Annotated in this window: 23 protein-coding genes and 1 tRNA gene; 11 read left to right on the top strand and 13 right to left on the bottom strand. The window is 73.6% G+C overall.

Annotated elements, in window-relative coordinates:
• Nucleotide 1 precedes the first annotated feature (1 nt).
• From AC1DWH_RS19745 to AC1DWH_RS19770, 6 genes are read right to left on the bottom strand one after another with little or no spacing between them, the layout of a single operon-like run.
• Entirely contained in the window at nucleotides 2-334 is a 333-nt protein-coding gene (locus AC1DWH_RS19745; protein WP_456846791.1) for a DUF2516 family protein, read from the bottom strand.
• A 19-nt stretch (nucleotides 335-353) separates the two neighbouring features.
• On the bottom strand, nucleotides 354-773 hold the full coding sequence (locus tag AC1DWH_RS19750) for a type II toxin-antitoxin system VapC family toxin (protein WP_477095095.1): 420 nt from the start codon (nucleotides 771-773) through the stop codon (nucleotides 354-356).
• A 1-nt stretch (nucleotide 774) separates the two neighbouring features.
• Nucleotides 775-1,044: a type II toxin-antitoxin system Phd/YefM family antitoxin gene (locus tag AC1DWH_RS19755; protein ID WP_456846922.1), complete on the bottom strand. Its 270-nt coding sequence runs from the start codon at nucleotides 1,042-1,044 to the stop codon at nucleotides 775-777.
• A 33-nt stretch (nucleotides 1,045-1,077) separates the two neighbouring features.
• Complete coding sequence (locus AC1DWH_RS19760; protein WP_456846923.1) at nucleotides 1,078-2,178, bottom strand: FUSC family protein; 1,101 nt, start codon at nucleotides 2,176-2,178, stop codon at nucleotides 1,078-1,080.
• The gene (gene ygfZ / locus AC1DWH_RS19765; RefSeq protein WP_477095096.1) at nucleotides 2,175-3,362 is read right to left on the bottom strand and encodes a CAF17-like 4Fe-4S cluster assembly/insertion protein YgfZ; all 1,188 of its coding nucleotides are present in this window, start codon (nucleotides 3,360-3,362) and stop codon (nucleotides 2,175-2,177) included. Before ygfZ ends, AC1DWH_RS19760 begins: the two co-directional genes overlap by 4 nt.
• Complete coding sequence (locus AC1DWH_RS19770) at nucleotides 3,362-3,943, bottom strand: heme-binding beta-barrel domain-containing protein (RefSeq protein ID WP_477095097.1); 582 nt, start codon at nucleotides 3,941-3,943, stop codon at nucleotides 3,362-3,364. The genes ygfZ and AC1DWH_RS19770 overlap by 1 nt, the downstream gene beginning before the upstream one ends.
• A gap of 197 nt (nucleotides 3,944-4,140) precedes the next feature.
• On the opposite strand from AC1DWH_RS19770, the gene AC1DWH_RS19775 reads away from it, so the two are divergent.
• Nucleotides 4,141-4,512 (top strand): DsrE family protein, encoded by a 372-nt coding sequence (locus AC1DWH_RS19775; RefSeq protein ID WP_477095098.1) that lies wholly within the window; start codon nucleotides 4,141-4,143, stop codon nucleotides 4,510-4,512.
• On the opposite strand, the gene AC1DWH_RS19780 is transcribed toward AC1DWH_RS19775, so the two are convergent.
• From AC1DWH_RS19780 to AC1DWH_RS19790, 3 genes are all read right to left on the bottom strand, one after another.
• The gene (locus AC1DWH_RS19780) at nucleotides 4,509-4,973 is read right to left on the bottom strand and encodes a DUF4395 domain-containing protein (RefSeq protein WP_477095099.1); all 465 of its coding nucleotides are present in this window, start codon (nucleotides 4,971-4,973) and stop codon (nucleotides 4,509-4,511) included. The genes AC1DWH_RS19775 and AC1DWH_RS19780 overlap by 4 nt on opposite strands.
• 112 nt (nucleotides 4,974-5,085) lie before the next feature.
• Nucleotides 5,086-5,547: a thioredoxin family protein gene (locus AC1DWH_RS19785; protein WP_456846928.1), complete on the bottom strand. Its 462-nt coding sequence runs from the start codon at nucleotides 5,545-5,547 to the stop codon at nucleotides 5,086-5,088.
• Nucleotide 5,548: 1 nt separating this feature from the next.
• Nucleotides 5,549-6,283 (bottom strand): hypothetical protein, encoded by a 735-nt coding sequence (locus AC1DWH_RS19790; RefSeq protein ID WP_456846929.1) that lies wholly within the window; start codon nucleotides 6,281-6,283, stop codon nucleotides 5,549-5,551.
• A gap of 233 nt (nucleotides 6,284-6,516) precedes the next feature.
• Here AC1DWH_RS19790 and AC1DWH_RS19795 point away from each other — a divergent pair, with 233 nt between their 5' ends.
• The 3 genes from AC1DWH_RS19795 (at nucleotide 6,517) to AC1DWH_RS19805 (ending at nucleotide 9,537) form a co-directional block, all read left to right on the top strand.
• Nucleotides 6,517-7,245 carry a winged helix-turn-helix transcriptional regulator gene (locus AC1DWH_RS19795; protein WP_477089052.1) on the top strand — a complete coding sequence of 243 codons (729 nt, stop codon included), beginning with the start codon at nucleotides 6,517-6,519 and terminating at the stop codon, nucleotides 7,243-7,245.
• Nucleotides 7,246-7,312: 67 nt separating this feature from the next.
• Nucleotides 7,313-8,593 carry a Na+/H+ antiporter NhaA gene (gene nhaA / locus AC1DWH_RS19800; protein WP_477095100.1) on the top strand — a complete coding sequence of 427 codons (1,281 nt, stop codon included), beginning with the start codon at nucleotides 7,313-7,315 and terminating at the stop codon, nucleotides 8,591-8,593.
• Nucleotides 8,594-8,604: 11 nt separating this feature from the next.
• Nucleotides 8,605-9,537: an alpha/beta fold hydrolase gene (locus tag AC1DWH_RS19805; protein WP_477095101.1), complete on the top strand. Its 933-nt coding sequence runs from the start codon at nucleotides 8,605-8,607 to the stop codon at nucleotides 9,535-9,537.
• 3 nt (nucleotides 9,538-9,540) lie between these two features.
• Here AC1DWH_RS19805 and nth read toward each other — a convergent pair whose 3' ends face one another.
• Complete coding sequence (gene nth / locus AC1DWH_RS19810) at nucleotides 9,541-10,239, bottom strand: endonuclease III (RefSeq protein WP_477095102.1); 699 nt, start codon at nucleotides 10,237-10,239, stop codon at nucleotides 9,541-9,543.
• A gap of 160 nt (nucleotides 10,240-10,399) precedes the next feature.
• On the opposite strand from nth, the gene AC1DWH_RS19815 reads away from it, so the two are divergent.
• Both AC1DWH_RS19815 and AC1DWH_RS19820 read left to right on the top strand, forming a co-directional pair.
• Nucleotides 10,400-10,816 (top strand): hypothetical protein, encoded by a 417-nt coding sequence (locus tag AC1DWH_RS19815; protein WP_456845126.1) that lies wholly within the window; start codon nucleotides 10,400-10,402, stop codon nucleotides 10,814-10,816.
• Nucleotides 10,817-10,959: 143 nt separating this feature from the next.
• Entirely contained in the window at nucleotides 10,960-11,637 is a 678-nt protein-coding gene (locus AC1DWH_RS19820; protein ID WP_456845127.1) for a Crp/Fnr family transcriptional regulator, read from the top strand.
• Between the two features lie 3 nt (nucleotides 11,638-11,640).
• Here the strand turns inward: AC1DWH_RS19820 and AC1DWH_RS19825 are convergent, their stop codons facing one another.
• The 3 genes from AC1DWH_RS19825 to AC1DWH_RS19835 are packed head-to-tail and all read right to left on the bottom strand — an operon-like array spanning nucleotide 11,641 to nucleotide 12,629.
• Nucleotides 11,641-12,135, bottom strand: a complete 495-nt coding sequence (locus AC1DWH_RS19825; RefSeq protein WP_477095103.1) for a RidA family protein — start codon at nucleotides 12,133-12,135, stop codon at nucleotides 11,641-11,643.
• On the bottom strand, nucleotides 12,135-12,293 hold the full coding sequence (locus tag AC1DWH_RS19830; RefSeq protein ID WP_146847999.1) for a DUF4177 domain-containing protein: 159 nt from the start codon (nucleotides 12,291-12,293) through the stop codon (nucleotides 12,135-12,137). Before AC1DWH_RS19830 ends, AC1DWH_RS19825 begins: the two co-directional genes overlap by 1 nt.
• A 42-nt stretch (nucleotides 12,294-12,335) precedes the next feature.
• On the bottom strand, nucleotides 12,336-12,629 hold the full coding sequence (locus AC1DWH_RS19835) for a WhiB family transcriptional regulator (RefSeq protein ID WP_477095104.1): 294 nt from the start codon (nucleotides 12,627-12,629) through the stop codon (nucleotides 12,336-12,338).
• 233 nt (nucleotides 12,630-12,862) lie between these two features.
• Between AC1DWH_RS19835 and AC1DWH_RS19840 the strand changes: the two genes are divergently transcribed.
• The 5 genes from AC1DWH_RS19840 (at nucleotide 12,863) to AC1DWH_RS19860 (ending at nucleotide 17,828) form a co-directional block, all read left to right on the top strand.
• Complete coding sequence (locus AC1DWH_RS19840; protein ID WP_477095105.1) at nucleotides 12,863-15,334, top strand: penicillin-binding protein; 2,472 nt, start codon at nucleotides 12,863-12,865, stop codon at nucleotides 15,332-15,334.
• The gene (locus tag AC1DWH_RS19845) at nucleotides 15,334-16,290 is read left to right on the top strand and encodes a metallophosphoesterase (RefSeq protein WP_456845131.1); all 957 of its coding nucleotides are present in this window, start codon (nucleotides 15,334-15,336) and stop codon (nucleotides 16,288-16,290) included. Before AC1DWH_RS19840 ends, AC1DWH_RS19845 begins: the two co-directional genes overlap by 1 nt.
• A gap of 48 nt (nucleotides 16,291-16,338) precedes the next feature.
• Nucleotides 16,339-16,412: transfer RNA gene (locus AC1DWH_RS19850), tRNA-Pro, on the top strand.
• A 178-nt stretch (nucleotides 16,413-16,590) separates the two neighbouring features.
• The gene (locus tag AC1DWH_RS19855; protein WP_477095106.1) at nucleotides 16,591-17,265 is read left to right on the top strand and encodes an SDR family NAD(P)-dependent oxidoreductase; all 675 of its coding nucleotides are present in this window, start codon (nucleotides 16,591-16,593) and stop codon (nucleotides 17,263-17,265) included.
• Between the two features lie 53 nt (nucleotides 17,266-17,318).
• Complete coding sequence (locus AC1DWH_RS19860) at nucleotides 17,319-17,828, top strand: SecDF P1 head subdomain-containing protein (RefSeq protein ID WP_477095107.1); 510 nt, start codon at nucleotides 17,319-17,321, stop codon at nucleotides 17,826-17,828.
• Nucleotides 17,829-17,902 lie beyond the last annotated feature (74 nt).

The raw sequence follows: 17,902 nt of genomic DNA on the forward strand, positions 1-17,902 counted from the left end.
CTCACCAACCGCCGGAGGAGGGTCCACGCGGTCCCCGGCGCCCCGAGTACGGCGTGATCGCCGGCTTGACGTCCACGAGGTACACGATCGCGCCCACCGCGGCGAGCAGCGCGAGGAACGAGGGCAGGTGCGGCACTCCGGGCACCGGGATCACGCTGAACGAGACGGCCGTCGAGACGCCGATGATCGCGCCCCACAGCCCTTTGGTCAGCTTGCCGGCCTGCGTGAACGCCTTCGAGGGCCGCCGGAGCAGGTCGATGAGCGCCCACAGGCACAGCCCGAAGATGGCGACGTAGAAGACGAGGAAGATCACGAGCTGCAGGGAGGCGACCACGGGCCGAGCCTACGAGACATCAGGGGACGACGATGAGCCCTTCGGCACGCGCCGCGGCAGCGAGGTGCTCGTCCCACGCGGCGACGACCAGGTCGGGCGACCGGAGCTCCAGCGCCGACGCCAGGTGCAGGGCGTCCGCCGCGCGCAGCGGGTGGCGGCCCACCAGCTGCGCCGCCGACGCGGTCACCACGTCGCGCAGCTCGAGCACGTGCAGCCCCGGCCAGAGCCGGTCCCACACCGCGAGCGCACCGGCGGCCGCGTCGTCGTCGAGCCGCCCGGCCCGTCGCCCGCCGGCCAGCACCGCCCGGACCTCGGCGTCGGCCAACCGGGACGTCACCACCAGGTCGGCGCCGTCCCACAGGGCCGCGGCCAGGTCCGACCCGGGCTCGGCGACGCACAGCTTCACCAGCGCGCTGGTGTCGAGGTAGACGACCGCCATCTCAGCGCCGCAGCCGACGGACCAGGTCGGAGACCCCGCCCTTCGCGGCCGGGGCTGCGCCGCGGTCCCCGGTGCGGGCGGCGGGGCGCGACGTCGTCGCCGGTGTCAGCAGGCCGTCGCGCTCGAGCCGGGTCAGCAGGTCCGCGGCGGCGATCCCGCTCAGCCGGGCGACGGGGATGCCGCGCTCGGTGATGACCACGTCCTCCCCCGCGCGTGCGGCCTCGATCCACTGCCTGAGCTCTGCGCGCAACGCGCTGACCGGGACGTCCACGAAGCGACCGTACCGAACACCCGGGTGCGTCGGTCAGATCTCCGGCAGGGAGTCGCGGGCGTCCTGCGGGGACACACCGGCGGCCTCGAGCAGGTCGACGACGAGGGAGCGCTGCAGCAGGACGAGGCTCTGCACCTGCCAGTCGCGCGCGGCGAGCTCGAACGGGTCGAGCGCGCGCGAGACGTCGAGCAGCCGGGCGCGCGCCCGCTCCGGGTCACGGCCGGCGCCGAACGCGGCGGCGAGCTCCTCGGCGGCCCGCGCGGTGGCGTCGACCTGCGCCGCGATCGTCGCCATCTCGTGCGTCTGCGCCTCGACGGCCGCCAGCGCGCGCCGGGCCAGCACGCGCGCGTTGCGCATGGCGCGGTCGACGTGCACGGCGTTGCCGGCCAGGCCGGCCAGCTCCTCGCGGTGCTTGCGGATGGTCGGGGACACGCGGGCCAGCTCCCCCGCGTTCTTCGCCGTCTCGGACCACTCGTCCAGCGCCGGCTGCGAGGCGCGTCCGCGCACCAGCGCGTCCTCGACGTCGGCGGTCGACCCGGTGGTCAGGCCCCGCGCGAGGACGCGCAGCATGCCGGCCAGCTCCTCGACCGCGGTGCGAGCGAGGGCCCGGGGGTGCCGGCGAGGGTCCCGGGGCGTGAGCAGCGCGACCGCGAGCGCCACGACGCCCCCGATCGCCGCGTCGATCCAGCGGCCGAGCGGCCCCCCGGACGCGGACACGGCCGGGAGCCCGACGATGACCAGCGCCTGCACGCCGGCCTGCGTGGTGAGCATCTGCCCGCGGTCGATGAACCGGGCGATGATCGCGGCGAGGAACAGCACGACGGCCACCTGCCACGCGCCGTTGCCGATGAGGTGCACCAGCAGGTCCCCGAGCGCGACGCCGATGGCCACGCCCACCGCCAGCTCTGCGACCCGGCGCACGGACCGGTCGGTGGTGAACCCGAGGGCGATCCAGGCGCAGACGGGCGCGAAGAACGGGAAGGGGTGGCCCACCCAGTACCGCGCGATCGCGAACGCGAGGGCCGCGGCGATCGACGCCTGCAGGATCGGGAACGACGCAGCGCGCACCCGGGCCCAGCCCTGCCGCACCCGCGCCTCGACGACCACGCGCGCACGCGAGTCGACGGCGCTCACAGCATCGGGTGCTGCCCCAGGCCCCGGGTCAGGGGTCCGCGGGCCGCCGGGCGGTCCACGGACACGCCGTCGCCGGGCACGATCTGCTCCTGCCCGGCAGCGACGGCCCCACCCTCGCACTCCACGACGAGCTCGACGTCGGACGGCACCGACCGCTTGACCACGGCCAGCGCGACGGGGCCCAGCTCGTGGTGCCGCGCGATCGTCGTGATCTGCCCGACGACCCGACCGGGCTCCTGCGAGTCGGCGGTCTTGACGACGTCGTGCACGGCGGCGCCGGGCTCGGGCAGCAGGTGGCCGGACCCGTCCAGGTGCAGCATGACCAGCCGGCGCGGCGGGCGACCGAGGTTGTGCACCCGCGCGACCGTCTCCTGGCCGCGGTAGCAGCCCTTGTTCAGGTGCACGGCGGTGCGCAGCCAGTCGAGCTCGTGGGGGATGGTCCGGTGGTCGACCTCGTGCGACGCCCGCGGGCGCCAGGCCTCGACGCGTGCGGCCTCGCTGGCCCAGGTGCCGACCAGCGCCCAGCCGGAGGCCTCCCGCGCGCGCACCTCCTCGACCAGCCGGTCGCGGGGCACCAGCACGAGGCGCCAGGCGCGGTCGGCGCCCGGGTGCTCGTCGTCGGCCGGTCCGTAGCGCGTGCCGCCGACGGCCGTCGTGGGCCACGGGTCGCGCCACGTCACGGGCTCGTCGGGGGTGCCCTCGGCGTCGACGGGCTCGCCGATGGCCGCCCAGGCGTCGGTCACGTCCGCGATCTCGACCCGCAGCATGAACTTCATGCGGTTCAGCCACGCGGCGAGCGCGATCGGGGTCTCGGTGAGCAGCCACGTGGTCTCGCCGTCGTCGACGACGCCCGCGGCGTGCTCGACGTGCCCCTGCGGGCTGAGCACCAGCAGCTCGGTCGACGTGCGCGGGGCGAGGGCGGTCAGCTCCTGCGACGTGATCGAGTTCAGCCAGCTGAGCCGGTCGGGTCCGGTGACGGAGACGACCCCGAGGTACGACTGGTCGACCACGGCGCCGCCCCGCGACAGGGCGCGCTGCTCGGCCGTGGGGTCGCCGTAGTGCCAGGCCACGCCGTCGTCGGGCCCGGACGCCCGGACGGCGCCGTGCCGCGCGAGCAGCGGGCTGGTGTGCCGCGGCGGTTCGCCGTGGCTCGCGGGGGTCTCGACGGGTGCGTCGGTGGTCATCAGACCTCGTCCTCGGAGAGTGCCTCGACGCGCGCGAGGCGGCCGGAGGCGTAGGACTGCATGGGGTGCCCGAACGCGGCGATGTCGTGCGCCCACATGAGCTCGCCGTTCACCAGGCCGTACAGGCGCTTGCCGGCGCTCACGTCGGCGCCGGACGCCGCGCGCACGATCGCGTCGCTCACCAGGTCGATGCGCCCCTTGCCGACGGCGCCGATGTACAGCGCGACGTGGCCGGAGGGGTCCGCCACCAGCAGCTCGACGGCGTGCTGGTCCTCGGTGAGGCCCCAGTCGATCGGCCGCTCGGGCGGGATCCGCCAGTAGCCGGCCTCGGTCTGCCAGACGGGCGCGGGCGGCTCGTCCACCAGGGCGCCGGTGTCGGGCGGTGCCGTGACCAGCCGGATCGTCGACGAGTAGGAGAGGTAGGGGCCACCGTCGCTGGTGATGACGATCTCCTGCGTGAACGTCGCCTCGTCGATTCCGGGGTAGTCGACGACCCCCTCACCGCGCCAGGTGCCGACCAGCCAGGCGAGCGGGTAGACCTCCGGCGCGAGGTCCTCGGGGTCGGGCAGGACGAACGGCATGGACGAAGCCTTTCGCGGAGTCGGGCGCTTCAGATCACGTCAGCGCTGACCCTTGTAGAGCCGGTAGACGACGAGGCAGGCGAACCAGCCGATCGTCAGCGTCGCCGCGACCAGCAGGCCGATGAAGACTCCCTCGAGCGCAGTCATGCGGACGATCCTAAAGGAGCACAACAGGCGCAGCCCCCTAGCCTGTTCCGATGAGCGCCACTCCACGCCCCCTCGTGATCAAGACCACGTCCGGCACCGACCGCCCGGAGGCCACCAACCAGGCGTTCACGGTCGCCGCGGCAGCCGTCGCCGCCGGGGCCGAGGTCAGCCTCTGGCTCACGGGGGAGTCGGCCTGGTTCGCCCTCCCGGGGCGCGCGGACGACCTGGTCCTCGAGCACGCGACCCCGCTGGCCGAGCTGCTGGCGATGGTCCTCGAGGGTGGCCGCGTCACCGTGTGCACGCAGTGCGCGGCCCGCCGCGGCATCGGCCCGGAGCACGTGCTGCCGGGCGTCCGGATCGCGGGCGCCGCGGTGTTCGTCGAGGAGTCGCTGGCCGAGCGGGCGCAGGCGCTCGTCTACTAGGCGGTCCGTCCCGCGCGCACCCGCAGGCCGAGCAGGTAGAGCTCGCAGCCGAGGCACAGGCCGAACACCGCGTTGAGGAACGCCGCGACCAGCGCGAGCGCGGCGGCGACCGGGACGGCGGCGCTCACCCCGAGCAGGCCGAGCAGCAGGCCGGCGCCCGTGATGACCAGGCCGACCAGCTGCGCGAACGTCGGCGGGCGGGGGTCCTCGAGCTCGCTCGGCGGTGCCAGGCGCGGGCGGACGACCTTCTTGAACACCCAGCCCTGCCAGGTGTGCCCGATGCCGCGGAACGTGCCGAGCGCGAAGCCGGCGACGACCACGGCCATCACGACGTAGGCGGCGGGCGTGGTGCCCAGCAGCAGGACGACGACGAGCAGGACGAGCGTGAGGGCGGCGCCGAAGCGGGGGCCGCGGGGATCGATGCCGGCGGGGGCCTCGGTGGACGTGCGGGACGTGCTCATGGGGACTCCTGGGGACCGTGCAGGGGCGGGGGATCCGTCGATCGGCACGAGGGCCGACCCGGGGGCCGAGGTCGCAGCGCGCCCGGCCGATCGCCCCGCGCGGGGGCAGCCGTCAGGCGGCGGGGACCTCGCCCAGACAGGACGCGAGGGCGGCGAGCGCGTGCCGACGGTCCGTCGCACCCGACAGACGACCGACCACGACGCCGTCGGCGTCGAGCAGGAGCGTGGTCGGGGTGCGCATGATGCCGAAGCGTCGCACGAGATCGAGGTGCTCCACCACGTCCATCTCGACGTGTGAGAGGCCGTCCCGCTCGGTCACCAGCTGGGCGAGCACCGCGTGGGTGCGCCGGCACGGTGCGCAGACCTCGCTGGAGAACTGCACGAACGTCGCGCGGGCCCCCAGCGGGGCGCCGAGCTGCGCGGGCGTCAGGCGGGTGTCGTCGGCCTCGTCGGCGGGTGCCGAGGCGAGCAGCGACGGGTCGACCGCGGTGTAGCGGCCGTTGCGCGCGCGCCACCACAGGCCGAGCCCCGTGGCGACCGCCAGGACGAGGACGACGAGCAGGACGCGGTCCACGTCAGCCGACCAGGACCCGGCCGACGACGTACACGAGGATGCCGGTCACGGTCACCGGCAGCGTCACCGCGGCGAGCGAGGGCCAGCGCCGCTCGAGCGACGGCAGCTGGTCGAACAGGGCGTGCAGCGTGGCGACGAGGATGCCGACCGCGAGGCCGAGCAGGGCGCCGGCCAGCGGGTCGATGCCGGGGAGCAGGAGGCCGCCCAGGGCCCCCGCACCCGCGGCGGCGCCCGCCGTGACCAGCGAGCCGATCCACGGCGCGAGGTGCAGCGCGACGACGGCGGACCCGACCGCGAGCGCGAGCGCGCCGACGACGACCAGCGACTCGGCGCCGGGCGTCCGGCCGATCGCGACCCAGCCGGCCACCGCGACGGCGACGAGCGTGCCGGCGACCGTGCCCGAGACGGACTCGACCAGCCGGGTGCGCCCGTCGCGCCGCAGCAGCTCGTTGACGAACGCCAGCAGGATCGAGGCCGCGAACACCACGGGCAGGTACCGCAGGAAGGGCTGGTCGGTGGTCAGGTGCACCACGACGACCGCGCCCACGCCGCCGAGCGCGACGACGGCGGCCGAGCCGGGCTTGAAGGGCAGGTCCGCGAGCGCCGGCCAGCCGAGGGCGAACACGATCGCGAGGAGCGCGGCGGCGATGCTCAGGGGGAGGCCGCCGAGGTAGCCGGCGACGGCCACGGCGGCGGCGAGCACGGCCGTGACGACCGCGCGGGTGGCGAGCTGCATGGTCCCCTACCGTCCCGCGACCGGGGTCGACGACGACCTCGCCGAGAGCGCGCGCAGGCGGCCTGCCTGCAGGAAGGGGAGGAGCACGCCGCCGATTGTCGCATCTCGGCGCGATTTCCCCTGCGTTACAGGTGGCGCATGTGGGGCAGGACACGCCATCCCTCGACATCCGGGCGCAACCTGGGTGTACCGCGCGGTACCGTGTCCCCCACTCGCACGCGGGGAGGTTCCAGGTGGCAGATCTGCTGCTGCTCACTCCAGCGTCCGGGGGCTCCGCCCAGGTGCTCCCGGCCCTCGGTCTGTTGTCCCACCGCGTCCGCGTGCTCCCCGTCGAACCGTCGGCTCTCGTGGATGCACCGGACGCGGACATCGTCGTGCTCGACGCCAGACGGGACCTGGTCACCGCCAGGACCACCTGTCGGCTGCTGCGCGCGACCGGCTTGACGGTCCCCCTGATCCTCGTGCTCACCGAGGGCGGCCTCACGGTCGTCACGGCCGAGTGGGGTGCGGACGACATCATCCTGGAGACGGCCAACCCGGCCGAGGTGGAGACGCGGTTCCGGCTCGTCATGGAGCGCGCGGCCACCGCGGGGTACGACGACGCCCCGCAGGAGATCTCGTCGGGCGAGCTCACCATCGACGCCGGCGGCTACACCGCCCGGCTGCGCGGCCGGCCGCTCGACCTGACCTACAAGGAGTTCGAGCTCCTCAAGTACCTCGTCCAGCACCCGGGCCGCGTGTTCACCCGCGCCCAGCTGCTGCAGGAGGTCTGGGGCTACGACTACTACGGAGGCACCCGGACGGTCGACGTCCACGTGCGACGCCTGCGCGCCAAGCTCGGCCCCGAGCACGAGCAGCTCATCGGCACCGTGCGCAACGTCGGCTACCGCTTCGACCCGCCCAAGGACCGCCGCAACGCGGTCGACGGGCGCAACGAGGTACCCGAGCCCGCGGACGCCTAGCCCGCTAGCCTGGCTCCCGGTGAGCCGGGAAGCCTGGTCGGCGCCCCGACCGCCCGGAGGTGCATCCGTGTCCACGCCCAGAAGCCGCCTCTTCACCGCCCTCTCGCCCGGCTCCGAGCGCAACCTGCTCGACACGCTGCGGGAGGAACGGGTCGGCGGCGCGCTCCTGCTGACCGCCACGGTGATCGCGCTGCTGTGGGCGAACCTGGACCCTGCGTCGTACGCCACGGTGTCCGAGACGGTGATCGGCCCCGCCGCGCTGCACCTCGACCTCAGCGTGGCCACGTGGGCGACCGACGGCCTGCTCGCCATCTTCTTCTTCGTCGTCGGCCTCGAGCTCAAGCGCGAGATCGTCGCCGGCGAGCTGCGGAACATGCGCACGGCGATCGTCCCCATCGTCGCGGCCATCGGCGGCATGCTCGTGCCCGCGATCCTCTACCTCGCGGTGAACCTCACCGCCGCGGACGGGGTCCCCCGCGGCTGGGCGGTGCCGACGGCGACGGACATCGCCTTCGCGGTCTCCGTGCTCGCCATCGTCGGCCGCAGCCTGCCCAACGCCCTGCGCGCGTTCCTGCTCACGCTCGCGGTCGTCGACGACCTGCTCGCGATCATCGTCATCGGCGTCGTCTACACCGACACCGTCTCCGCGCTCTGGCTCGGCGTCGGCGCGGTGACGGTCGTCGTGTTCGCGCTCGTGATCCGGCGCGGCTGGGTCAGCGGCTGGCTGCTGGTCCCCCTCGGGCTGGTCGCCTGGGCCGCGGTGCACGCCTCGGGCGTGCACGCCACGATCGCCGGCGTGGCCCTCGGGCTCGTCGTGCCGGGGACCACGGAGGCCACGCGCAAGGCCCTCCGGCTGCCGACCGCGCCCACGGAGTCCCTCGCCGAGCGGTGGGAGCACGCGTGGCGACCGTTGTCCGCGGGGATCGCGGTGCCGGTCTTCGCGCTGTTCGCCGCCGGGGTGACGCTGACCGCCGGCGCGCTGCAGACGACGTTCGCCGACCCGGTGGCGCAGGGCGTCGCGCTCGGGCTCGTCGTCGGCAAGCCCCTCGGCATCCTCGGCGCCACGTACCTGGTCGCCCGCTTCACGCGCGCCTCGCTCGCGCCCGGCCTCGGCTGGGCCGACGTCGGGGCCGTCGGGCTGCTGGGCGGCATCGGATTCACCGTGTCGTTGCTGGTGGGCGAGCTGGCGTTCGGCGCCGGCAGCCCGCAGGACGAGCACGTGATCGTCTCCGTGCTCATCGCGTCGCTCGTCGCTGCCCTGCTCGGCGGTGCGGCCCTCTACCAGCGGGACCAGCATCACGCGCACGTGGCCGCCACCACGGGCCCTGAGAACGACGGGACCGGGTAGGTTCGGCACCGATGAGCACCGTCGACTCCGCCTCGCTCCTCATCGACGGCCCCTGGGAGCACCGGTTCGTGGCCGCGAACGGCGCACGGTTCCACGTGGCCGTCGCCGGACCCGACGACCGTGACGCGCCCCTGGTCGTGCTGCTGCACGGCATCCCCGAGTTCTGGTGGGCCTGGCGCCACCAGCTGCCCGTGCTGGCCGACGCGGGCTACCGCGTCGCCGCGATGGACGTCCGCGGCACCGGCGGCTCCGACAAGCCGCCGCAGGGGTACGACGTGCCGACGCTGGCCGCCGACGTGGCCGGGGTCATCCAGTCGCTCGGTGCCGCCGACGCCGTGGTCGTCGGCAGCGGGACGGGCGGCGAGATCGCGTGGGCGATGGCCGGCCTGCACCCCGACCGCGTGCGCGCCATCGCCCCGCTGGCCGCGCCGCACCCCCTCGACACCCGCGGCCACCCCCGGGCCGCGATGCGCGCCTCGGCGATCCGCCGCCTCGCGTTCATCCAGCTGCCCTCGTTCCCCGAGAGCGCGCTGATGGAGCGCGACTTCGTGCCCCGGCTGCTGCGTGAGTGGGGCGGCACGCCCGGCTGGCTCGACGCCGAGACCGAGGCGATGTACCGCTCCGCCGCCCGCGTGCCGTTCGCCGCGCACAGCCAGATGGAGCAGCTGCGGTGGCTGGTCCGCTCGATGCCCCGCCTCGACGGCCGCCGCTACCACGCCGCGCTCGAGGAGACGCAGCCGCTGCCCGTCCTCCAGCTGCACGGGGGTCGCGACGGCCTGCGCCCGCCCGCCCGCGCCGCCCTCTCGCGGGACACCGCGGCGCTGGTGGGACCGCAGTACCAGTTCGAGCTGCTGCCGTCCGCCGGCCACTACCTCGCCGAGGAGGAGCCCGAACGCGTCACCGACCTGCTGCTCACGTGGCTGCAGGCGGTCGCTCCGGTCTAGGGCCTAGGCCTTCACCATCGCGGCGGCCTTCGCCGGGTCGAGCTCACCGATGCCGGCCGACGGGCACATCGCGGCGATCGGGCACGCCCCGCACGCCGGCCTCCGCGCGAAGCAGGTGCGCCGCCCGTGGAAGATCAGCCGGTGCGAGGCCATGGTCCAGTCCTTGCGAGGCAGCAGCGCGTCGAGCTCCTTCTCCACCACCAGCGGGTCGTCGCTCTGGGTGTAGCCCAGCCGCTTGGACAGGCGCATCACGTGGGTGTCGGTGGTGATGCCCGGGACGCCGAACGCGTTCCCCAGCACCACGTTGGCGGTCTTGCGCCCGACCCCGGGGAGCGTCACCAGGTCCTTGAGCCGCCCGGGGACCTCCCCGCCGAACCGCTCGACCAGCTCCCGCGACAGCCCCATGACCGACCGGGCCTTGGCGCGGAAGAACCCGGTGGGTCGCAGGATCTCCTCCAGCTCCTCCGGGTTGGCCGCGGCCAGGGCGGCGGCGTCGGGGTAGCGCGCGAAGAGGACGGGCGTGGTCAGGTTCACGCGCACGTCCGTGGTCTGCGCGGAGAGCACCGTGGCGACCAGCAGCTCGAACGGGGACGTGAAGTCCAGCTCGCAGTGCGCGTCCGGGTACCGGACGGCCAGGGCGCGGTCGATGCGGCGGGCGCGGCGGGTGCGGGCGAGGTCGGACTCGTCGTCAGGGCCTGTCACATCGGCAGCGTACGACCCCGCACCGACACGGCTGTGACCTGCGCAGTTGCCGCGTTGCTCCCTTGGAGTGATCCCGCGGCCCACCCCGGTACGAGGGCTCAAGGTGGGGGCTTACCGGGCCGAAACCAGACACTGAGCACCATTGAGGAGGACCTGCCCCATGACGCCACCCGTCGAACAACGGGTCAGTGATCTTCGCCTCGACCGTCGCGCGCTGCGCGCCGAGCAGGCCCGCGTCACCTGGTGGCGTCGACTGGTGCGTGCCCGCCTCGACCTCGCCGTCGCCCAGGCGGCCCAGCCGCAGACGCTCGGCGAGGGCGTCGCCTTCCAGCTCCCGCTCGAGGTCGGCATCGACGTGCCCCGCCCGGCCGCCCTCGCGGCGGTGCTCGGCGGCACCGAGCCGGTCGCGGACGTCGCCCGCCTGAACGAGCTGCGGGCCCTCGACGCCCAGCTCTCCACCTACGCCGCCGGGGTCGAGGCGGCGCTCACGCGTGCCACCGACCGCCTCATCGTCCGCCTGGCCGCGGACCCCGACGTGGCCGTCGTCGGGCTGCGGGAGGCTCTGGGCCGCGGATGACGCCCTCCATGGGGCAGACTGAGGGCGGATCGAGCCGCTGACCAGCGGTCGGTCCGGCTGGGATCCGTCTGAGAACCGTCGTGAACGATGCCGCCACCGGGACGATCCGGGCAGCGCGCGGCCAGGAAAGGTGAGGTGTCCCCGTGGAGGACGACATCGTGCTGTCGGCGCCGCTGTTCGCCGGGCTCGACCCGGAGGCGTCGGAGGCTCTCGTCGCGACGATGAAGGCGATCGACATCGCGCGCGGCGACGCCCTGTTCCACGAGGGCGAGCCGGGCGACCGGCTCTACGTCGTGCGCGAGGGCAAGATCAAGCTGGGTCGCCGCTCCAACGACGGACGCGAGAACCTGCTGGCCGTCCTCGGCCCGGGCGAGATGTTCGGCGAGCTGAGCCTTTTCGACCCCGGCCCCCGCACCGCCACCGCCACCGTCGTCGCGGACGCCGTCGTGCTCGAGCTCGGGCACGGCGACCTCGTCCGCTGGCTGCAGGACAAGCCCTCCGTCGCCCAGCACCTGCTGCAGGCGCTCGCCCGCCGGCTCCGCCGGACCAACGAGGCGCTGGCCGACCTGGTGTTCTCGGACGTCCCCGGTCGCGTGGCCAAGGCGCTGCTGGACCTGTCGACGCGCTTCGGCGAGCCGGTGGACGAGGGCATCCGCGTGGCGCACGACCTCACGCAGGAGGAGCTCGCCCAGCTCGTCGGCGCCTCGCGCGAGACGGTGAACAAGGCGCTCGCCGACTTCGCCGCCCGCGGGTGGGTCCGCCGGGAGGGGCGCGCCGTCGTGCTGCTCGACGTCGAGCGGCTGGAGCGACGCGCGCGCTGAGCCTCAGGCCAGCTCGACGACGATCTCGACCTCGACCGGCGAGTCCATCGGCAGCACCGCCGCGCCCACGGCCGACCGCGCGTGCACGCCGGCGTCCCCGAGGACCGCGTGCAGGAGTAGGCTCGCGCCGTTGACCACGGCCGGCTGACCGGTGAACGACGGGTCGCTGGCGACGAAGCCGACGACCTTGGTGACGTGCACGATCCGGTCGAGCGCCTCGGCGCCCGACGGCCCCCCCTCGGCGGCGACCACGGCCGCGACGGCCGCGAGCGCGTTGAGCGCGGAGATCCGGGCGTAGCCGGCGGCCTGCTCGGCGGGGATGAGCCCCTCCCCCTCACCGACCTTGCCGGTGGCCGGCAGGGCGCCCGCGACGAACGGCAGCTGGCCGGACGTGTACACGTAGGCACCCGACCGGACCGCCGGGACGTACGCGGCGAGGGGCAGCGCGACCTCGGGCAGCTCGAGCCCGAGCTCCGCGAGCCGGGCGGCGGCGCCCATCAGGACTCCTTGGGCCGCTTGAGGTAGGCCACCAGGCCGGCATCGGGTCCCTGGATCACCTGGACGAGCTCCCAGCCGTCGGCTCCCCACTGGTCGAGGATCGCCTTGGTGGCGTGAATGATGAGCGGAATCGTCGCGTATTCCCACGTCGTAGCCATAGGGGCCACCCTAGCGGGGGCGCTCCACGGGTCGGAGCGCTCTCACGGCCCTTCGACGGCGTCGGACCCGACCAGCTCGGCCCGCCAGGACCGGACCTCCGGCCGCCGGCGCAGCAGGGCGCGACGCTCGCGCTCTGTCATCCCGCCCCAGACGCCGAAGTCCATGCGGTTGTCGAGCGCGTCGGCCAGGCAGGCGAGCCGCACCGGGCAGCTGGTGCACACCACACGGGCCTCGCGCTGCGCAGCGCCCTCGACGAAGAGCGCGTCGGGCGCGAGCTTGCCCTTCCCGCACGCCGCGAGCGCAGTCCAGTGCGCGTCCTGCACGAGTGTGGTCACTCATCCTCCTGAGCACGCCGACGGGGCGTGCCGTGGCAACCGCACCCGAGTCCTGCCCGGAAACTAGCGGGCCGGTGGCCCTCCTGGCGAGACTCCGTTCGGGTCATATCGTCAGATGGACGTGTGACCGACTCGCAGACCGCGCAGGCGCGCATGTGCAGGTCCCGTGCAGGTCGCCGTGTCCGCGCCCGATCCGGACAAGAGGTGACAGGGGCGCCTACTACCCTGACGGCATGCCGAACCCTGCGCGCCAGCGCGGCCGACAGGTCAACGTCTTCCAGGCGTTGGCCCTCTTGCTGTCCTTCGTGCTCGTCGCGGGGGTCGGTGGGGTGCTCGCCGCCGGTCTCGTCCTGCCCGTCACTGCCGCCGCCAACGGTGTCACCGACCTGACGATCACGGCGTTCGACGACCTGCCGACCGAGCTCGAGCCGGGCGTCCTGCCCGAGAAGTCGGTGATCCTCGCGGCGGACGGCACGCCCCTGGCGACGTTCTACGACCAGAACCGCGTCGTGGTCCCGCTCACCGAGATCTCGCCGATGCTGCAGCACGCGGTGATCGCCACCGAGGACAAGCGGTTCTACCAGCACGCGGGCGTCGACCCGACCGGCATGCTCCGCGCTTTCGTCAAGAACCAGACGGACGACAGCGGCGGCCAGGAGGGCGCCTCGACGCTCACGCAGCAGTACATCAAGAACGTGCTGATCGACGAGGCCCTCTCGAAGCCCACCGAGGCCGAGCAGCTCGCGGCGCTGCAGGAGGCCCGTGGCGCCAAGGGCGTCGAGGGGTACGCGCGCAAGCTGCGCGAGGCCAAGCTCGCCATCGCGCTCGAGAAGACGATGACGAAGGACCAGATCCTCGAGAAGTACCTGAACATCGCGCAGTTCGGGGCGTCGGTGTACGGCGCCGAGTCGGCCGCCCAGTACTACTTCAGCAAGCCGGCCAAGGACCTCACCTACCTCGAGGCCGCCACGATCGCGGGTGTCACGCAGAGCCCGACCAAGTGGGACCCGGTGATCAACCCGGAGGCCTCGCAGACCCGGCGCGACCGTGTCCTCCAGCTCATGAACCAGCAGGGCTACATCACGGACGCGGAGTACGCGGCGGGCGTCGCCACCCCGCTCCCGGCCACGATGAAGGTCACCCCGCTCAAGCAGGGCTGCATGACCGCGGGCGACGTGGTCGCCGGCTCGGGCTACTTCTGCGACTACGTCACGAAGGTGATCCTCAACGACCCCGCCTTCGGCGCGGACACCAAGACGCGCAAGGCGCTGCTGTACCGCGGCGGCCTCACCATCACGACGACGCTCGACCCGCGCCAGCAGGCGGCCGCCGACGCCGAGGTCAAGGCCGGCGTGCCGGTCTCCGACCCGTCCGGCGTGAAGTCGGCGATCTCGGTGGTGCAGCCCGGGACGGGCATGATCACGGCGATGGCGCAGACGACGGTGTTCAACCCGACGTCCAGCCCCGGACCGGGCGAGGACGCGGTCAACTACAACACCGACGCCGCGTACGGCGCCTCGATCGGCTTCAGCCCCGGCTCGACGTTCAAGCCCTTCACGCTGGCCGAGTGGCTCAAGGAGGGGCACAGCCTCAACGAGGTCATCGACGGCACGCCGATGCAGTATCCGATGTCCGCGTTCCACGCCTCGTGCACCCGGCTCGCCGGCGGTCCGTACAAGTTCGGCAACGCCGAGGGCAAGGGCGCCGTCATGTCGGTGCTCGACGCGACGAAGAACTCGGTCAACTCCGGCTACATCGCGATGGCGACCAAGATCGACCTCTGCGGGATGATCGACACCGCCAGCTCGCTCGGCATCCACCAGGCGGGCAACGGCAAGCCGTTCGACGTCCTGCCGGCCAACGTCCTGGGCTCCCAGGGCGTCGCCCCGCTCACCATGGCCGCCGCGTTCGCCGCGTTCGCCTCGGGCGGGACCTTCTGCAAGCCGATCTCGATCCTGAGCGTCGTCAACGCGAACGGCGAGTCGCTGCCGGTCCCGACCGCCGACTGCCAGCAGGTGCTCGAGCCCCGGATCGCGAACGCCCTGAACTTCGCGCTCTCGCACGTGTGGCAGGGCACCGGCGAGGCCATCGGCACGCCGCCGTTCCCCTCCGCGGGCAAGACGGGCACAACCTCGGAGAACGAGTACACGTGGTTCGTCGGGTACACCCCGCGACTCGCCGCGGCCGTGTGGGTCGGGCACACCGACGCCATGACGCCCGTGAAGAACACCTACGTCGGGCCCCTCTACGTGCGCCGAGCGTTCGGCGCGACGATCGCCGGCCCCACCTGGAAGCGGTTCATGGTCGACGTGCTGAACGACGGCACGCCGAACCCCGACTTCGCCCCGCCCGGTGACAAGGAGGTGTTCGGCGAGAAGGTGCCCGTGCCGTCCGTGGTCGGCCTGTCCGAGGCGGACGCCCGCAAGAAGCTCGCCGCCGGCGGATTCAAGGCCACCGTCGCGCCGGACCAGGTGGCGTCCGCGCTGCCGGCCGGGTCGGTCGTGTCGCAGAGCCCCTCGGGCACCGCGGTGAAGGGCTCCTACGTCACCCTGACGCTGTCCAACGGCCAGCCGCCCGTCGACCCCAACCAGCCCCAGCCGGGCCAGCCGGGCCAGAACCCGAACCCCGGCAACGGCGGCGGGCCCGGCAACGGCGGTGGTGGCAACGGCGGCGGCAAGGGCGGCGGCGGCGGCGGGAACGGCTGATGGGCTCGTCGAGCCCTGGCGTCTCGCTCGCACGCACCGCCGGCGCCCTCACGCTCGCGGGCGCCGCGGCACTCGCGTACGCCTCGCTGGTCGAGGTGCGCTGGTACACCCTGCGTGAGGTCACGGTCCCGGTGCTCCCGGCCGGACAGGACCCGCTGCGGATCCTGCACATCTCGGACCTGCACCTGACGCCCGGCCAGCGGCGGAAGGTCGACTGGGTCCGCGACCTGGCCTCGCTCGACCCGCACATGGTCGTCGACACGGGGGACAACTGGGCGCACCTCGACGCGATGCCGGCCCTGCTCGAGGCCCTGGAACCGCACCTCGCGGTCCCCGGGGCGTTCGTGCTCGGCTCCAACGACTACGTCGCGCCGATGCCCAAGAACCCGGCGCGCTACCTGCTGCCCGACGCCCGCCGCACCCACGTGGAGCGCCCCCCGGAGCTGCCCTGGCGCGAGCTCACGGCGCGGTTCCGGTCGGCCGGCTGGATCGACCTGACCAACCGCCGGGACGTGCTCAAGGTCGACGGGCGAGTCCTGTCCCTCGTCGGCACCGACGACGCGCACCTGGACCGCGACCGCTTCCCGTCCGCGGGCGGCGCCGACGACGCGCGGACCGGCTCGACGCCGGTGGACCTCCACCTGGGCATCACGCACGCGCCGTACCGCCGGGTGCTGGACGAGATGCACGCCGACGACGTCGACCTGGCGATCGCCGGGCACACCCACGGCGGGCAGCTGGCCCTGCCCCTGTGGGGCGCCCTGGTGACCAACTGCGACCTCGACACGCGCCGCGCCAAGGGTCTGCACGGGTGGCCGGGACCGCGCCCGGACCAGCCCGGCGGCGCCGGCTCGACGTGGATGCACGTCTCTGCGGGGCTGGGCACCTCGCCCTACGCGCCGGTGCGGTTCGCCTGCCGACCGGAAGCGACGTTGCTCACCCTCGTCGCACCCTGATCCGGTTTCGTTCCTACCCGGGTCGTCGGCTATCCTTACCAGGCTCCACGGGGTGTGGCGCAGCTTGGTAGCGCGCTTCGTTCGGGACGAAGAGGTCGTGGGTTCGAATCCCGCCACCCCGACATCGTGGAAGAGGCCCCTGGCCAGCGGAGACGCTGCCAGGGGCCTTTCGCATACCCAGGCCCGACGGGATCAGGCGGAAGAGTCGCTTCGGACGCAGCACGACGGCAACCGGCGCGGCATGCTCGACGGGAGTGCAGCTATGGTCGACCCAGCCACACGCCTCTGAGGGGGACCGCCATGCCTACCATCGCGATCATCGGTGCTGGACCGGGCCTGGGAGCCGCGGTCGCGCGTCGGTTCGGCGCCGAGGGCTTCTCGATCGCCCTGATCTCACGCGATCAGACGAAGCTGGACACGTTGGCATCCCAGCTCCAGGACAGCGGCCTGGTCGCGCGCGGTTACGCGGCGGATGTCCTGGACTCCGCCTCCCTCGAGGCCGCCCTCGCGCGTGCCGTGGCCGAGCTAGGTCCGATCGCGGTGCTGCAGTACAGCCCTCTGCCCTCCAGGGACTACCTCGCGCCGGTGCTCGAGATGACGCCCGAGCTGGCGCTGGAGGCCCTGCGGTTCTCGGCACTCGGGCTCATCCACGCCGTTCGATCAGTCCTTCCCGCGATGCGGACGGCGGGCGACGGCAGCATCATCCTCGTCAACGGCGGCACGTCGGTGAAGGCGCGAAGCGACTTCGCCGGCACCTCGATCGCGTTCCCTGCCGAGAGTGCGTACGGCGAGATGCTCCACGACGCACTTGAGGCCGACGGCATCCGCGTCGTCCAGCTCGTGATCCCTGGAGGCATCGCGAACCTTCAGCTCGAGAACGGTATCGACGACGTGGCCGCGCGCATCTGGGAGCTCCACCGCACCCGCGGCCCGTTCAGGACCATGCTCATCCCGCTGGAAGAGGGCCGCGAGTAGGCGCGCGAGTCGCCGGTCGCCCGGGAGGCCCGAGGAGTCCCTAGGGTGAGCGGATGCGCACCCAGCCGGTCGCCCGGCTTGCCGTCCTGGTCTGTCTCGCGGCCGTCGTCGCCGGATGCTCCGCGGCCGGCGGCGCCGACGATGCGGGCGGCTCCGGAGCGCCGCTCCTGCAGCTGCGTGTCGTGACGTCGTCGGAGGACGGGCCGTGCGACGCGCCGCCCCTGACGACAGAGGACCCCGGTACTGCCTGCGACGTGGCGGGCACCAGCACCTACGAGCTCGCCGGGTCGCTGGGCGTCGTGACGCCCACCTCCGTCGCCCGTGGCGACCAGCCTGGCGCGCAGACCGTCGTCGTCGACTTCGACGAGGCCGATGCCAGGACGCTCGGTGAGGTCACGCGCGACGCGGTGGGCCAGGAGCTGGCCCTCGTGCTCGACGGCTCGGTGCTGTCGGCGGCCACGGTCGGGGAGCCCGTCGACTCCGGGGCCTTCACCTTCGGGTTCGCGACGGCCGCCGAGGCCGACAAGTTCGCGGCCTTGCTGGGGGCACCGGTCTCCCCCTGATCCCGGCCGCCGGGACGCTCGGCAGACGTGCGACGGAAAGGGCCCTGATCAGCAGATCTGCTGGTCAGGGCCCT

The organism is Cellulomonas sp. P2_F12 (assembly GCF_056403775.1).

What these genes read in the sequence shown, in the direction of transcription:
- AC1DWH_RS19750 (WP_477095095.1), bottom strand. Translation starts at nt 773, where the DNA reads ATGGCGGTCGTCTACCTCGACACCAGCGCGCTGGTGAAGCTGTGCGTC.
- ygfZ (WP_477095096.1), bottom strand. Translation starts at nt 3,362, where the DNA reads ATGACCACCGACGCACCCGTCGAGACCCCCGCGAGCCACGGCGAACCG.
- AC1DWH_RS19770 (WP_477095097.1), bottom strand. Translation starts at nt 3,943, where the DNA reads ATGCCGTTCGTCCTGCCCGACCCCGAGGACCTCGCGCCGGAGGTCTAC.
- AC1DWH_RS19775 (WP_477095098.1), top strand. Translation starts at nt 4,141, where the DNA reads ATGAGCGCCACTCCACGCCCCCTCGTGATCAAGACCACGTCCGGCACC.
- AC1DWH_RS19780 (WP_477095099.1), bottom strand. Translation starts at nt 4,973, where the DNA reads ATGAGCACGTCCCGCACGTCCACCGAGGCCCCCGCCGGCATCGATCCC.
- AC1DWH_RS19790 (WP_456846929.1), bottom strand. Translation starts at nt 6,283, where the DNA reads ATGCAGCTCGCCACCCGCGCGGTCGTCACGGCCGTGCTCGCCGCCGCC.
- AC1DWH_RS19805 (WP_477095101.1), top strand. Translation starts at nt 8,605, where the DNA reads ATGAGCACCGTCGACTCCGCCTCGCTCCTCATCGACGGCCCCTGGGAG.
- AC1DWH_RS19815 (WP_456845126.1), top strand. Translation starts at nt 10,400, where the DNA reads ATGACGCCACCCGTCGAACAACGGGTCAGTGATCTTCGCCTCGACCGT.
- AC1DWH_RS19825 (WP_477095103.1), bottom strand. Translation starts at nt 12,135, where the DNA reads ATGGGCGCCGCCGCCCGGCTCGCGGAGCTCGGGCTCGAGCTGCCCGAG.
- AC1DWH_RS19830 (WP_146847999.1), bottom strand. Translation starts at nt 12,293, where the DNA reads ATGGCTACGACGTGGGAATACGCGACGATTCCGCTCATCATTCACGCC.
- AC1DWH_RS19840 (WP_477095105.1), top strand. Translation starts at nt 12,863, where the DNA reads ATGCCGAACCCTGCGCGCCAGCGCGGCCGACAGGTCAACGTCTTCCAG.
- AC1DWH_RS19845 (WP_456845131.1), top strand. Translation starts at nt 15,334, where the DNA reads ATGGGCTCGTCGAGCCCTGGCGTCTCGCTCGCACGCACCGCCGGCGCC.
- AC1DWH_RS19855 (WP_477095106.1), top strand. Translation starts at nt 16,591, where the DNA reads ATGCCTACCATCGCGATCATCGGTGCTGGACCGGGCCTGGGAGCCGCG.
- AC1DWH_RS19860 (WP_477095107.1), top strand. Translation starts at nt 17,319, where the DNA reads ATGCGCACCCAGCCGGTCGCCCGGCTTGCCGTCCTGGTCTGTCTCGCG.